Here is a 14420-nt window from a genome sequence, read left to right on the forward strand (position 1 = left end):
ATTTGGTAGTTCGACTCTTAGAATCGAAGAGCCGGCGTAGTGAGGAGGTCTTTTACATGAAGCGACTAATCCCTGTTTTAAGTGTTTTCCTCTTTTTGGGACTTTTAGTTGCTGCTCCTGTCTCTGCTAAGTATCCAGATAAAAATATTAACGGTTACATTTCTTGGGGGGCTGGTGGTGGAACGGACAACGCGTCCAGAGCCTTAACTCCTCTGGTGGAAAAGATTATAGGCGGTAAAATTGTTTTGCAAAACAAGCCAGGGGCTGCTGGGGCTCTAGCCACTACGATGGTGGCTAATTTACCTGCTGATGGTTACTCCATTCTTTATAATGCCGAAGGTCCAGCACTTTACAAAGTCCTTGGATTGGGTACATACGATTACAATGATTTTGAAACGCTGTGTCTCATGGTTTTTGGTGTTGACGTAATATGTGTCAATCCGAAAACTCCGTACAAAACTCTTCATGAGCTTGCGGATGCGGCCAAGGAGAATGCCGGAAAGATTAGGATGGCGTCTACCGGAATCGGAGGTATCCCCTTTGTTATAGCCTCTATGCTCAAGAGTATGAAAGGCATAGAGTTCAACTTGGTCGGATTTGATGGTGACGGTTCAGGTATGGCAGCTCTTCTTGGCGGGCACGTGGAGGTCATGCCAATAAGTATGATGGGTGCTGGTACTGTGGATTTGATCAAGAGTGGGAAGCTTCGGCCCTTAGCGGTCGTCAGCGATAAGAGAGTCGAACAGCTTCCTGATGTGCCCTCCATCGTTGAGATTTATCCTGAATTTTCCCAATACCTCCCTATTGGTCACTTCTATGGGGCTTTTGTCAAAAAAGGAACTCCGCAGTCTATAGTTGATACGCTGAAGGTCGCTTATATGCAGGCTGTTAAAGACCCCTCATTTGTTGATTTTATTAAAAGATTAAATGGTATTCAGCTGGCTATTTCGGGAGCGGAGGCAGATGCCTTCTTGAAGAAAAATCAATCTAACGTAACGTGGTTACTAGAGGAAGCTGGTGTCACTAAAATTTCACCGGCTGAACTTGGAATTCCCAAACCTTAGACCCCATGTAAGGGAGGTACCCTCTCAAAGGAGGGGCCTCCCTTGGAAAGGAGCTTTGAATTCCATGCCTCAAAAAACGAGTCAAATCAAAAGAAACCCAGGAGAAGTGTGTTTCGCTGCTTTATTTGTCCTTTTTGGTGTATTGGGATATTACTTTGCTTTGGATATGACCAGCGGTAGCTACTCGTCACCGTCGGTTGCGCCTAAGATAGCCTCTTCAGTCATTATATTCATGGGGTTTATAGAACTTCGAAAAAGTATAAAAAAACTTAGGAAAAACTTTAAATCCGAGGGGCTTTTTGTCTTTCTTTTTACTAGGGAAGTCTTCTTTGTGCTTGTGTTGCTGGGGTTATATTCTATCTTTCTACCGGTTCTTCATTTTCCTTTGGGATCATTTCTTTTCCTTTTGTTTTCTCTTCTTTTTCTCCATCGTTGGAAGGAAATTGGCCTTTGTTTTGCTATATCAGTAGGTACAGTAACAACGCTCGTTGGAATATTTAAGTATGTTTTTCAAGTGGTTCTTCCATGATTTTAGTTTTTAGATAAGAATGAAAGGGAGAAAAACAGATGGAGCAGCTACACGGTTTTATAGCACCGTTGCTGAATCCCCAGATGATAGCTCTAGTATGGCTAGGAGTGGTAGCTGGCGTTTGGGTTGGAGCAGTTCCTGGGCTGTCGGTTACCATGGCTAGTGCCCTATTGATTTCTTTTACTTTTTCGTGGCAGCTTAACAACGCTTTGGCGTTGATATGTGGCGTTTTTGTAGGGGGTGTGTATGGAGGAGCGATTACGTCAATCCTTCTCAACATCCCCGGAGCTCCTGCTGCTATCGCTGCTGGATTTGACGGGTATCCTCTGGCTAAAAAGGGAGAGGCGGGCAGAGCCATTGGATTAGTGACAACAGTATCCATCTTTGGTGGGCTGCTTGGTATAGCTGTCCTGGCGGTTGCTGCTCCTATCGTCGCGAACTTTGCTTTAAAAGTGGCCCCTAGGGATTATTTCCTTCTTGCTTTGATGGGACTTCTTCTTATTGGAAGTATCGGTAGCGATGATCCAGCCAAAGGGGTACTTGCCGGTGCGGTTGGAGTTCTTCTCAGTATGGTGGGTATGGATCCTTCGACCGGGGAGCTTCGATATACGTTTGGCAACGTGTATCTGATGGCCGGAATTAATTTTATAACAGCGATGATTGGGCTTTTTGGACTCTCGGAAGTTCTTTTTCAGTTAAGGGATCCCTACAAGGCAGCTGTCAAACAGAAACTGAACAAAGTTGTTCCAGATTTGAAAACGTTTTTTAAACACCTTCCTCTTACGCTTCGGTCTAGTTTGTTGGGGGTTTGGATAGGGGCCCTTCCAGGAACAGGAGGAGATGTAGCTGCTTTGTTGGCCTACGATCAAGCGAAACGTTCAGTTGCTCATCCAGAATGTCCTTTTGGGGAGGGAGCAATCGAGGGAGTCATAGCCCCCGAGTCGGCAAATAAGGGCGCTATAGGAGGTGCTTTTATTCCCATGCTGACTCTGGGTATTCCAGGTGACGCTGTTACAGCAATCATCATTGGAGCTCTGTTTATTCACGGTCTTAAACCGGGGCCCATGTTGATGATCGAAAATCCTGATATTTTTTGGATGGTTATTTCCTTGCTTCTTATGGGAAATATCGCTCTTCTTACTATTGGGCTCTTGAGTGTCAGAATTTTTAGTAAAATAATAGAGATCCCTAAAAAAATCATTCTTCCTGTTGTAGTCATTTTATCAATTATTGGAACCTATTCAATTCAAAATAGCCTTATGGATGTGTTTTGGATGATAGGTTTTGGTGTCTTAGGATATTTCATGAAAATCTATGGCTATAGTACTGCTCCTATGGTTCTAGGTATCATCCTTGGGCCATTACTCGATTCCAATTACCGCAGAGCAATGCAGTCCGTTGGAGAGTGTTTTTTACCGTTTATTTTGGATTTTATTAGAAATCCATTATCTCTTTTTCTGACTTTATGTATCGTGTATTTGGTGATTTCTCAGAGCTCTTGGTGGATAGCTTGGCGTCAACAAAAAAGTTGTGCTAAGTAATTATAAATTTATTCTGAATATTAGGGGTTTTATAAAAATAATTTGGAGGATTGTCGTGATTAAGAATAAGACTTTTTGGGCTGATACAGAATTTTTTGGCCTTCTTGGTCACCCTGTAAGGAAATCGATCTCTCCGGCCATTCATAACGCCAATTTTAAGTCTCTGGGGCTGAATGCGATCTACACTCCATACGAAACTACAGTTAAAACCCTCCCCAAGGTTATGGATGCTTTGGAGTCTATGCGTTTTAAAGGACTGAACGTGACCATGCCTCTCAAGCAAGAAATCATACAATACCTTGATGAGTTGGATGAGCTAGCCTCTCTTTGTGATTCCGTCAACACAATTTACTGGAGGAATGGGAAAGTTTGTGGTTCAAACACTGACGGAATTGGTTTTGTTCATGCTCTGAAGACGCAGGGCGAGTTTGATCCTGTAGGGAAACACTGTCTTCTCTTTGGGGCTGGAGGGGCAGCGAGAGGTGTCGCTTTTGCTTTATGTGGTGCAGGACTAAAATCCATTTCTCTTTGGGGAAGAAGAGCTGATTACGACATGATTCAAAGATTAGCCAGTGACCTGAATGCGTATCGTTCGGATGTTTGTAAGGTCCAATCCACTGAACCTGGATATATTCCGCGACTCCTTAAAGAAAATGAATTGGTCATAAATGCAACTCCCGTGGGTATGGCACCCAGCATTGATAATGTCATATTTGATACCTCGTATTTAGAGAGGCAGCACATGGTTTGCGATTTAGTCTATGTACCCCACGATACACAATTGATACGTGAAGCTGAGGCCAGAGGGGCGAGGACTCTCATGGGCTATTGGATGACTATTTGGCAGGGGGTAGAGTCTTTTCGTTGCTGGACTGGGGGCAAGGAGCCTGACGTAGAGGTCATGACTAAGACCATGCTGGAGTACTTGAAGAGAAAAGAGGAGTAGTCGTGTTGTTTAGCGCTCTGCCTGATGAGGTCATTATATGCGAGGTCGGGCCAAGGGATGGTTTGCAGAATGAAAAGATGCTCCTTTCCGTGGAACAGAAGGTTTCCCTTATAGAAGGCATTGTTGATGCTGGAGCCCAGTGTGTAGAGATTGGGGCCTTTGTCCATCCTAAGGTAGTACCCTCAATGGCTGATAGTGACGAGGTTGTGAAGAGGCTTGGTGAAGAACCGTATGGTGTGGAATATAGAGGTTTAGCGCTTAATCTTAGAGGTGTTGAAAGGGCATATGAGGCTGGCCTCACTAGAGTCAAAGTATCTGTTTCTGCTAGTCCAACGCATTCGAGGCAAAACAGCAATGCCAGTCCTGAAGAGGTGATGGTTGGTTTTGAAAGATGTGTTGCTTTTTGCCTTGAAAAGGGCGTCGGCCTGAGTGGGGCGATCTCGACGGCTTTTGGCTACTCTGTGGAAGGAGTTATTCCTCTAGATTCTATCTATCCTATCGTCGATGCCTATCTCAATCTGGGAGTAAGTGAAATATCCATGTCGGATACCACGGGAATGGCCCATCCTAAGCAGGTTTACCAATATATGAGTGCACTCATCAATCGTTATCCCTCTGTTACTTGGACGGCCCATTTTCATAATACGAGAGGAATGGCGTTGGCCAACATATATGCTGCTTTGAACGCTGGAGTGTCTCATTTTGATTCCTCTTTCGCTGGACTGGGGGGATGTCCTTTCGCTCCTGGAGCATCAGGTAACGTAGCCACTGAGGATGTTGTCAACATGTTGGAAACTATGGGGGTCAAGACTGGATTCAATATCGATAAAGTTCTTGCCGTGGCCAGAATGGTTGAGGGCTATGTTGGACACCCTGGGGATAGCTTCATGCTGAAGGTTTGTCAACGCTAATATGAACATGAATGTTATTTGTCAGTTATGAATGAAGGGCGGCTTGACGATGAAACAAATCTCGATAGGTATCATTGGGAGCGGTTTTGCATCTCATCTTCACTGTAAATATATGTCTCAGGTTGCTGGGGTATCTCTTCGGATGAAATCTATAGCAGATATTGATCTCGAAAAGGCTAAGAATGTCGCGGATCTGTATGGATTTGATTCCTACTACGAGGATTACAGGCGTATGTTGGATGATCCAGACATAGATGTTATCCACATTTGTACGCCACCTTTTTTGCACTCTTCCATGGTTTCGGAGGTCTTGTCGTCTGGTAAACACGTGATCTGTGAAAAACCTCTGACCGGTTATTTTGGAAAAGGAGAAGATTGTTCTCTCATTGGCGATACGGTGCCTAAATCGGTGATGTTTGAAGAGGTACAGAAGGAACTTGCCGAGATTGAGGAATCTGTGCGTTTAAGCGATAAGATATTCATGTATTCTGAGAATTATGTTTACTCGCCTAATGTTCAAAAAGCAGCTGAAATACTCCATGCTAAAAAGAGTAAAATATTATTTATGAAAGGAGAGGAGAGTTTAAAGGGATCAACATCTCCTGTTGCTGGCTCTTGGGCTAAGACTGGCGGAGGCTCTCTTATCCGTGTGGGATGTCACCCTCTTGGAGGAATCTTGTGGCTGAAGAAAGAACAGGCCAAGGCCAGAGCCGAGGTGATCGGGGTGAAAAGTGTATTATGTGACACGGCAAGGCTTACCCCGTTTCTTAGTGATTATGAACATAGGCATATCGAAGTTAGACCTGAGGACGTGGAGGATTTTGCCTCTTTGATCGTTACTTTTACGGATGGCACTAAAGCTTTGATCATAGCAGGAGACGTAATGCTTGGAGGTACAAAGAACTATGTTGAAATATATTCAAACGATTCTGTTTTGAATTGCAAGATAACTCCTTCAAATAATTTGAATAGTTACATACTAGATGAAGATGGTCTTGAGGGGGTGTACATATCGGAGTTATTGCCCTCAAAGATCGGTTGGCAAAGGCCTTTTGTTGCGGAGGGTGTTCTCCGGGGGTACGTTGGTCAGTTTCAGGATTTCATGGAGTGTGTTGCTACGGGAAGAAAGCCCCTTTCTGATTTTGACTTGGCAAGACAAGTTACGGAAGTGATATATGCTGGATACCTCTCAGCTGAAGAGGGCAGGTCGGTAGAGATCTGAAAAGTTGCCTGCTCCACGGTGACTGATAAAAGACGTTATGTTGAAGCAATGATTATTTTAATTTTGGTCTTTGTGTCTGCTGAGAGGTCGCTGGGCTGTCAGTGCCGTTTAACAGCTTTTCGGAGGTGATGTTCGTGAGGATTTTGATATGGCTGGACGACCACCTTGAGGAGTATGTATTGAGCGGCCTTCTCGTGATGATGGCTAGTATTGTGATTCTCCAGGTATTCATGAGATATGTATTTAACAACTCACTATCATGGGCTGAGGAGGCTTCTCGGTATGCTTTTGTTTGGTCTGCCTTAGTTAGCATAGGTTATAGCATTAAACAGAAAAACATATTGAGTGTGGAGACGTTGATTGATTTGCTCCCCGTAACTCTCGGGAGGTCTTTAGTAAGGCTGAACAATTGTATTGTGTTCTTTTTCTTCAGTTATATGTTTATTGCCTCGACACCGGTGTTGCAGAAGATTATCAGAAGTAACCAAACAAGTCCGGCTTTAAAAATCCCTATGGGTTGGGTCTATCTGTCTGCGTCGGTAGGTTTCCTTCTCGCTACTTTACGAGCGGGGCAGCGTTTACAGGTTTATTTTAGACAATCAAACAAAGAGGGGAGGAATGAAGGGTGATTTTGTCGATGCTGATTATTCTCCTCTTTGGTCTCATTTTAGGGGTGCCTATCGTTGTGGCACTAGGTTTTGCCACGATCCTTCCGTCATTGTTTGATCCGTCTTTTACCGCCAACATACAGTACGTTATACGTTCTATAGTCAGTTCGTTGGACAGTACTCCGATGCTTGCAATCCCTCTTTTTATTCTTTCGGGAAATATCATGACTAGGGGAAAAATTTCCGAAAAACTTTTTAATTTTTTTGCCTATTTTATAGGAGATCGCACGGCTGGGCTTCCTATAACCACCATAGTTACCTGCCTCTTTTATGGAGCTATCTCCGGGTCAGGGGTTGCCACTACTGCGGCGGTGGGAGGTATGGCTATACCTTTTTTGATATCTCTCGGTTACGACAAAGTTTATTGTGCTGCTTTGATAGCTACTGCAGGTAGTCTAGGTGTCATCATCCCCCCGAGCATACCGTTCGTAACCTATGGTGTCGTTACTGGTGTATCTATCGGTAGCCTTTTCGTGGCTGGTATTATCCCGGGCATCGTTATAGGGGTGAGTCTCATGGTTTATGCCTATATCTATGCTAGGCTCCATGGCGAAGACAAGGAGAGAATAGCTAAGAAAGTTCAGGAGCTGAGAGCCTGTGAGTTTATAGTTTTGCTGAAGCAAAGTTCTTGGGCACTCTTTGCTCCGGTCATTATTCTTGGGGGAATCTATGGAGGCATAGTAACCCCTACGGAGGCTGCGGCAGTTTCCGTTTTTTATGCGTTGTTTGTCTGTCTCGTAATTTATAAAAGCCTCTCCTTCAAGGAACTCGGCGCGGTATTGGTAGAAACGGTAAGATCGTACTCTCCCATAGTTGTCCTCTTGGCCTTAGCGATTGTCTTTGGTCGTATTCTGGCCTTGCTTCAGGCTCCAGTAATGTTGAAGAATTTTGTACTCTCAAACTTTGCAGAAAATAAGTACGTTTTTCTTTTGGCTATTGATGTCATTCTTCTTATATTGGGTATGTTCATGGATGTTGGACCGGCCATAGCTGTCCTTGCGCCTATGCTCCTGGCCTCTGCAGTCGCCCTAGGCATAGATCCTATACACTTGGGTATCATTATGGTGGTTACCTTAGCTGTAGGCATGGCAACGCCTCCCTTTGGAGTGGACCTTTTTGTGGCCGCTCCTTTAATAAAAGAGCCGGTTATCAAAGTAGGGATGAAGGCTGTCCCTTTCATTATGGCTTTTATTGTTGCCTTGCTTATTATCACATATGCTCCTAGCATGAGTCTGTTTTTTTTGTAGTTTAAATTTTGTTTTTAAGGGAGGTAGTTCAAGCTTCATTGACCTCAGATTGTTTCTGGAGATCTGCAGAAGGTCTTGGGGGCCATAAAATAAAAGGAGGGTGATTTAGATGTGCAGTAATATTTTTAAGCCTTTGTTTGTGCTGTTGATGGTTGTATTGATCGTCAGCTTTGGATTGTCTGGAGACAGTCTGGCTGCTCCTAAATATACGCTGCAGCTGGCGGGAGCGTATCCGTCTACAGGGGGTACACCAAGGGCTTTAGCCACGGAAAAGATCAAGGAGCTTATCGAAACCAAGTCGGGTGGTAATATCACGGTTAACATATATCTCGATAACCAGCTTGGTGGGGATAGGGAAATTCTTGAGTCATGCCAGTTTGGAGATATTGCTATGGTCTCTCAAACTACAGCTCCTCAAGTCGCTTTTATCCCTGAACTAGCGATTTTTGATATTCCTATGCTTTTTGACGATTTGTATATTGCGAAAAAAGCTTTATCTGGGGCTCTACGGCAAGAGCTGAACAGGTGGTATGAAAAAGCGGGGTTTAAATTGCTTCTTTTTGAACCGATTTACTACCGCGAAACGACGAGCAGAAAATCCCTCAAGCGAGTCGAAGATTTTAAAGGTTTGAAAATACGTACAATGGAGAATGAATATCACCTGGCCTTCTGGGAAGCTCTTGGTGCCAATCCCACACCGCTTAATTTTGCGGAACTCTACGTTGCGTTGCAGCAAGGTCTCGTGGATGCTCAAGAAAATCCGTACGAGGTTATCTGGGCTGCAAAATTCTATGAGGTACAGAAAAAACTCGTGAATACTCATCACATTGCGTTCATCCTAAGCATTGTTATGAACAAGGATAAGTATGATGAGATGCCCAAGGCCTATAAGACGACAATTGATGAGAGTATGGAGGAGGTCGCCGATTTCCTGTTTTCTCTCGCGAAGTCCCAAAATGACGGAATGCTTGTTGAGCTTGAAAAGGTCGGTATGGGTGTTGAGACCCCAGATGCAGAATTGAAAGAGGAGTTGCAAAAAGCTGCTGCTGTCGTTGAAAAAATGATCCGAAAGAAGGTCGGCAACGCTGCGGTGGATTCTCTTATGCGGTCCGTTGAAGAAGCAAAGAAATAGTTTTGTGCAAATTATGACGTTATGTTGGGTTTGTTGAAAATATTTTTCATAAAACCTTAAGGGGGGAGCAGGATGAGGAAGTTTTTTGTTTCGATTTGTTTTTTGCTTATTAGCGTAAATCTTTGTTTTGCTGCATATCCTGATAAGAACTTGCATGGTTACATAATGTGGGGGGCTGGCGGAGCTATGGATAACGTGGCCCGTGCTATTACGCCCCTAGTAGAAGAGTATCTGAACAGAAAAATCATATTGCAAAATCGAACTGGTGCTACAGGAGCTGTAGCTACGACTTTTGTTGCAAATCAACCTTCAGATGGATATACGATCCTTTTTGGAGCGGAAAATCCTAATCTGTATAAAGTGACGGGTTTGTCTCAAATTGATTATGATCAATTCGACCCCGTGTTGTTGATGATGGCTAATGTCGGTGTTGTCATGGTTGGCAAAGAATCTCCTTATAAAAATTACAAAGATCTTATAGACGCTGCCAAATCTGGAAAAATCATAAAGATGGGCTCTACCGGCCCTGGTGGGTTACCCTTTGTGGCGAATACAATGATAGAGAAAATTCATGGTATAGGCTCTTTCAGCAAAGTCCGTTTTGACGGCGAAGGTCCTTGTATCACTGCCTTGATGGGAGGGCATATTGATGCGGTTGTTGTCGGGGTGCTTGCTGGAGAGAGCTTTATAAAATCCAGAGCGCTGAAAGGGTTAGCTGTCCTTTCTACCAAAAGGCTACCGGAGATGGATATGGTCCCCGCTGTGACAGAATTTTTCGATGCCTATAAAGACTATCTTCCTTGGGGAGCCTTTTTTGGAGCTTTTGTTAAGAAGGGGACTGCGGAAGATAGATTAGCTGTACTTCGAAGTGCTTTTGTGAAAGCATATGAAGATCCTAGATTTGATGAACTGGCTAAAAACATGGGAGGTGTAAAGCTTGGATTAACAGGTATAGAGGCTAGAAAGTATATAGAACAAAATAAATCCGTGAGTGCGTGGCTTCTTTATGATGCTGGAGGAGCTAAATTTTCTCCTGATTCTTTTGGGATAAAAAGGCTTGAGGATTAGTCATTAGTATAGTTTTGTGTTCATAGAGTGCATTAAATATCTTAGTTTTTCTGCCACCGGGATTCAGTCGATCCGGTGGCAGAAAACCATGTGGCCTGGTTCGATCTCTCTTGGAATTGGTACGGAGTCGGCACACAGAGGAAGGGCGCGAGGGCAGCGGGTTCGGAAGCGGCATCCAGAAGGGGGATCCATGGCGCTTGGGACTTCCCCCTCCAGGGGCGAAGCGTTCAGAATATGGCCGCCCGAAAGCTTGGGAACGGCTGAAAAAAGGGCCTCTGTGTAGGGATGGCAGGGATTGGCAAAAATTTGTGTCGTATCGCCTGTTTCGGCGATACGCCCTAGATACATGATGGCTACCCGGTCACTGATGTGACGTACCACTGACAGGTCGTGAGCGATAAAAAGGCACGAAAAGCCGTACTCCTCTCGAAGGTCCATGAGCAGATTCAGGATCTGGGCCTGGATGGAGACATCCAGGGCTGAGACCGGCTCATCCGCGACGATGAGCTCAGGCTCTACGGCCAGAGCCCGGGCAATTCCGATCCTCTGGCGTTGTCCACCACTGAACTGATGAGGGTATCGACCGGCTTGTTCGGGTCGGATGCCCACCCGTTGCAGAAGGGCCAGGGCACGTTTATCTGCTTCCGCAGCGGTGCTCGCAGTTCCATGGAACAGCATGGGTTCGGTCAGGATCTCCCGTACCGGCTGGCGAGGGTTCAAAGAGGCGTAGGGGTCCTGAAAGATCATCTGAATATGTTTTCTGAGCGGGAGCATCTGATGTTTCGTGTATGCCGTTATGTCGGTTCCGTTGTAGAGTATTTTGCCCCCCTTGGGAGGCAGCAGCTTGATGACCGTACGGGCTACCGTGGACTTGCCGCAGCCCGATTCTCCCACCAGGCTGAAGACCTGTCCTCTGTCGATTTCGAAGCTGACTCCGTCAACGGCACTGACGACACGGGGCCGGCGGATCAGACGCCCTCCCTCGAAGCGAAGAGTCCCGAGCATCCCTGTATCAAGTTCGAAGGCCTGCACCAGGTTGTGAACCTCCACCAAGGCCATTTCAATAGACCTCCTTTGGTTCGTATGTACTCAATTCTTGGAGAGGAAAGTGGCAGCTTATTACGTGTCCTCGTTGTCTTTCGATGGTAGGGGGCTCATGAGTTTGGCAGATATCTCGTGCCTTGGGGCAGCGAGGAGCGAAATTACAGCCCTTCGGAAGATCGAACATGTTTGGCACGATTCCCGGGATTGTCTCAAGCCGGTGGTTGGCTGCCGCCATATCGGGAATGGACTGGAGGAGCCCCCTGGTATATGGATGAGCGTTTTTGTCGATGATGGTTCTCGTATCGCCCGATTCCACGATTTTGCCACAGTACATGACGTTGACCCTATCCGCGACCTCGGCGACTACGGCCAGATCGTGGGTAATTAGGATTAAAGAACGCTCTTTCTCCCGAACCAAGCGGACCATGAGGCGGAGAATCTGAGCTTGAATCGTCACGTCCAAAGCCGTTGTCGGTTCGTCGGCGATGATGAGTCGGGGGTCGGCTGCCAAGGCAATGGCGATGACTACCCGCTGTCTCATGCCACCACTGAACTGATGGGGGTAGTTGTTCAGACGACTTTCCGGGTTCGAAATCCCCACTGCCCGGAGCTGTTCCACGCAGGCTAGTCGTCGTTCCTTTCGGTTCATGGAGGTGTGGAGTCGGAAAGATTCCTCCAGCTGCTGTCCCACGGTATATACGGGGTTCAGGGATGTCATAGGATCCTGGAAGATCATGGCCATCTCCTTTCCCCTCAGCTGATTCATGTCTCTCTCTGAAAGATTCATCAGATCTTTGCCGTCGAAGAAAATCTCTCCAGACTCTATTCTCCCGGGCTCATCGATGAGCCGAATGACGGAAAAGCCCGTGACGGATTTTCCCCCTCCTGATTCGCCCACCACTGCTAAGACCTCACCCTTTTTGACGTCGAACGAGACGCCGTCCACGGCCCGTACCACGCCCTTAAAGGTGTGGAAGTAGGTTCGGAGGTCGCGAACCGTAACGAGAGCCTCCCTCTCTCGTTTTGCTTCTCCGTTTGCAGAGCTTTCTGTTTTTTGTCTGTGCCTGAGATCCATCGCAATCACCTCAGTTTGGGGTTCATTTCGTCCCGCAGGAAATCCCCCAGCAGGTTGATCCCGAAGACGATGATCATGATGTAAAGCCCCGGCAGGATGGAGACCCACCACAAGCCACTGTAGAGAACGGTGAAGCCCTCGTTGCAGAGCATACCTAAAGATGGACGAGTGACGGGAACGCCCAGGCCCAGAAAACTCAAGCTGGCCTCGGTTAAGATGAAGGAGCCGACCTGGATTGTGGACAAAACGATGACCGACGCGAAGACGTTGGGAAGGACGTGACGGCGAAGAACCCGTCCGTCCGGCAGTCCAATCACCTGCGTTGCCTCAATGTACTCGTTTTTCTTGACGGAGAGGGTCTCTCCTCGAACCGTTCGGGCGTAGCGAACCCAGCCAACCAGGGTGAGGGCGAGAAGAATATTCATGACGCCTCGTCCTAAAACGGACATAAGAAACAGGGCGATGAGCATGGATGGAAACGAGAGCTGGATGTCGGCGATGCGCATGATGAACCCGTCGATCCGACCTCCGTAGTATCCGGCGATTAGCCCCAGGGTGATTCCGAGAACACTCGCCATAAGCGTTCCCATTATGCCGATGAAAAGCGAGACTTGGCTGCCGTAGACGATAGCACTCAGTATGTCTCGTCCCTGCTGGTCCGTCCCGAGCACGAAGGGCATGGAGCCCCCGTTCGACCAGATTGGTGGTTTGTAGGCGTCACCCAGTTGAAGGGCCGAGAGATCGTAGGGGTTTTGGACGGTGAGTAAAGGGCCCACAATAGCGACGAGCGTGACAAAGATGACGATGACTGCTCCTATCATTGCCAATCTGGAATGGGTAAAGCGAGACCAGCCCTCGGATTCTTTCAAGAGGCGCCATGGGTTTTTTTGTCGTACAGGAGTCATGATAAGCCCTCCCTAGCGTAGGTCGATCCGAGGATCGATGAAGACATACAGGATGTCAACCATGAAGTTTATGAGCACGAAGAGAATCGCCACGAACAGTATGTAGGCCGCCACTATGGGACGATCAGCGCTATAGATGGCGTCCACCAGCAGCTTGCCCATTCCAGGCCACGCGAAGATGGTCTCCGTGATGGTGGTAAAGGCGATTAGCCCTCCCAGCTGGAGACCGAAAATCGTTACAACGGGGATCAGCGTGTTCTTGAGGGCGTGTCCGAAGAGCAGGGAACGTCGGGAGACTCCTTTGGATCGGGCAAACTTGATGTAGTCCTGTTTCATGGTTTCCTGCATCCCGGCTCTTGTGAGACGCATGACCGTGGCGATGTTCCCCAGTGCCAGAGTGACTGCTGGTAACAAAATGTGAGACCAACCGTTTGCCGTGGCCAAACTGGTTCGAATGCCCAGGATGGTGCCCACATCCCCCCGTCCCGACACGGGGAGTATACCCAAGTGGAGGCTGAAGAAATAGATCATCACCATCCCTGCCCAGAAGGACGGCATGGATATACCGGCAATGGAGAAGCTCATGACGGTCTTACTGAAAAGTGACCGGGGATAGGCTCCGGCCAGGACACCGCAGGGAATGCCAACAACGGCGGAGAGCAGAACAGCAGTCAATACCAGTTCAAGGGTGGCGGGCAAGCGCTCTACGATCAGGGCCAGGGCGGGCAGATGATACATGTAGGATTTGCCGAAGTTACCGCTTAAGGTGTTTTTTATGAAGATCCCGTACTGGACTGGCAAGGGCTTATCCAGTCCCAGAGCCTGGGTAGCTGCCTGAATCTCCTCTGGGGTGGCGCTCTCACGAAGCATCAGGTATACGGGGTTTCCCATGACGCTGGTGAGGACGAAGACGATCAGCGAGACGACGAACAGAACGATGATAAGCTGAATCAAGCGTTTTACGATGAACTGAATCACGCAGTCACCTCCGTGGATTTGATACGTAGAAAAGACCCCGTCGACGAGAAGTCGACGAGGTCTGTAGTGTAAGGTTTAGGATGTTCTGTA

At 47.0% G+C, this 14420-nt stretch carries 14 protein-coding genes; 10 read left to right on the forward strand and 4 right to left on the reverse strand.

What is annotated here, in order from left to right; translation table 11 throughout:
* The first annotated feature begins 56 nt into the window (after nt 1–56).
* The 10 genes from CSA35_06040 to CSA35_06085 all read left to right on the forward strand — a co-directional run bounded on the left by CSA35_06040 (nt 57) and on the right by CSA35_06085 (nt 10328).
* Nucleotides 57–1064 carry a hypothetical protein gene (locus CSA35_06040; GenBank protein PIE54501.1) on the forward strand — a complete coding sequence of 336 codons (1008 nt, stop codon included), beginning with the start codon at nt 57–59 and terminating at the stop codon, nt 1062–1064.
* A 64-nt stretch (nt 1065–1128) separates the two neighbouring features.
* Nucleotides 1129–1593, forward strand: a complete 465-nt coding sequence (locus CSA35_06045; GenBank protein ID PIE54502.1) for a hypothetical protein — start codon at nt 1129–1131, stop codon at nt 1591–1593.
* A gap of 38 nt (nt 1594–1631) precedes the next feature.
* A complete protein-coding gene (locus CSA35_06050) occupies nt 1632–3134 on the forward strand; it encodes a C4-dicarboxylate ABC transporter permease (GenBank protein ID PIE54503.1) in 1503 nt (500 codons plus the stop codon).
* Nucleotides 3124–4080 (forward strand): shikimate dehydrogenase, encoded by a 957-nt coding sequence (gene aroE / locus CSA35_06055; protein ID PIE54504.1) that lies wholly within the window; start codon nt 3124–3126, stop codon nt 4078–4080. Before CSA35_06050 ends, aroE begins: the two co-directional genes overlap by 11 nt.
* Before the next feature lie 2 nt (nt 4081–4082).
* A complete protein-coding gene (locus CSA35_06060) occupies nt 4083–4991 on the forward strand; it encodes a hydroxymethylglutaryl-CoA lyase (GenBank protein PIE54505.1) in 909 nt (302 codons plus the stop codon).
* A gap of 49 nt (nt 4992–5040) precedes the next feature.
* The gene (locus tag CSA35_06065; protein ID PIE54506.1) at nt 5041–6213 is read left to right on the forward strand and encodes an oxidoreductase; all 1173 of its coding nucleotides are present in this window, start codon (nt 5041–5043) and stop codon (nt 6211–6213) included.
* A 134-nt stretch (nt 6214–6347) separates the two neighbouring features.
* Nucleotides 6348–6842, forward strand: a complete 495-nt coding sequence (locus CSA35_06070; protein PIE54507.1) for a C4-dicarboxylate ABC transporter permease — start codon at nt 6348–6350, stop codon at nt 6840–6842.
* Nucleotides 6843–6850: 8 nt separating this feature from the next.
* Complete coding sequence (locus CSA35_06075; protein PIE54539.1) at nt 6851–8128, forward strand: C4-dicarboxylate ABC transporter permease; 1278 nt, start codon at nt 6851–6853, stop codon at nt 8126–8128.
* Between the two features lie 109 nt (nt 8129–8237).
* Nucleotides 8238–9260: a C4-dicarboxylate ABC transporter substrate-binding protein gene (locus CSA35_06080; GenBank protein ID PIE54508.1), complete on the forward strand. Its 1023-nt coding sequence runs from the start codon at nt 8238–8240 to the stop codon at nt 9258–9260.
* Nucleotides 9261–9332: 72 nt separating this feature from the next.
* Entirely contained in the window at nt 9333–10328 is a 996-nt protein-coding gene (locus CSA35_06085; GenBank protein ID PIE54509.1) for a hypothetical protein, read from the forward strand.
* Between the two features lie 63 nt (nt 10329–10391).
* Here the strand turns inward: CSA35_06085 and CSA35_06090 are convergent, their stop codons facing one another.
* Genes CSA35_06090 through CSA35_06105 form a run of 4 tightly spaced genes read right to left on the reverse strand, consistent with a single transcriptional unit; the run spans nt 10392 to nt 14330 of the window.
* Nucleotides 10392–11387 carry an ABC transporter ATP-binding protein gene (locus tag CSA35_06090; protein PIE54510.1) on the reverse strand — a complete coding sequence of 332 codons (996 nt, stop codon included), beginning with the start codon at nt 11385–11387 and terminating at the stop codon, nt 10392–10394.
* A gap of 1 nt (nt 11388) precedes the next feature.
* Nucleotides 11389–12447 (reverse strand): dipeptide/oligopeptide/nickel ABC transporter ATP-binding protein, encoded by a 1059-nt coding sequence (locus tag CSA35_06095; protein PIE54511.1) that lies wholly within the window; start codon nt 12445–12447, stop codon nt 11389–11391.
* A 5-nt stretch (nt 12448–12452) separates the two neighbouring features.
* Nucleotides 12453–13352 carry an ABC transporter permease gene (locus CSA35_06100; protein ID PIE54512.1) on the reverse strand — a complete coding sequence of 300 codons (900 nt, stop codon included), beginning with the start codon at nt 13350–13352 and terminating at the stop codon, nt 12453–12455.
* 12 nt (nt 13353–13364) lie between these two features.
* Nucleotides 13365–14330: an ABC transporter permease gene (locus tag CSA35_06105; GenBank protein PIE54513.1), complete on the reverse strand. Its 966-nt coding sequence runs from the start codon at nt 14328–14330 to the stop codon at nt 13365–13367.
* Nucleotides 14331–14420 lie beyond the last annotated feature (90 nt).

The organism is Dethiosulfovibrio peptidovorans (assembly GCA_002748665.1).
Taxonomy (GTDB): Bacteria; Synergistota; Synergistia; order Synergistales; family Dethiosulfovibrionaceae; genus Dethiosulfovibrio; species Dethiosulfovibrio peptidovorans_A.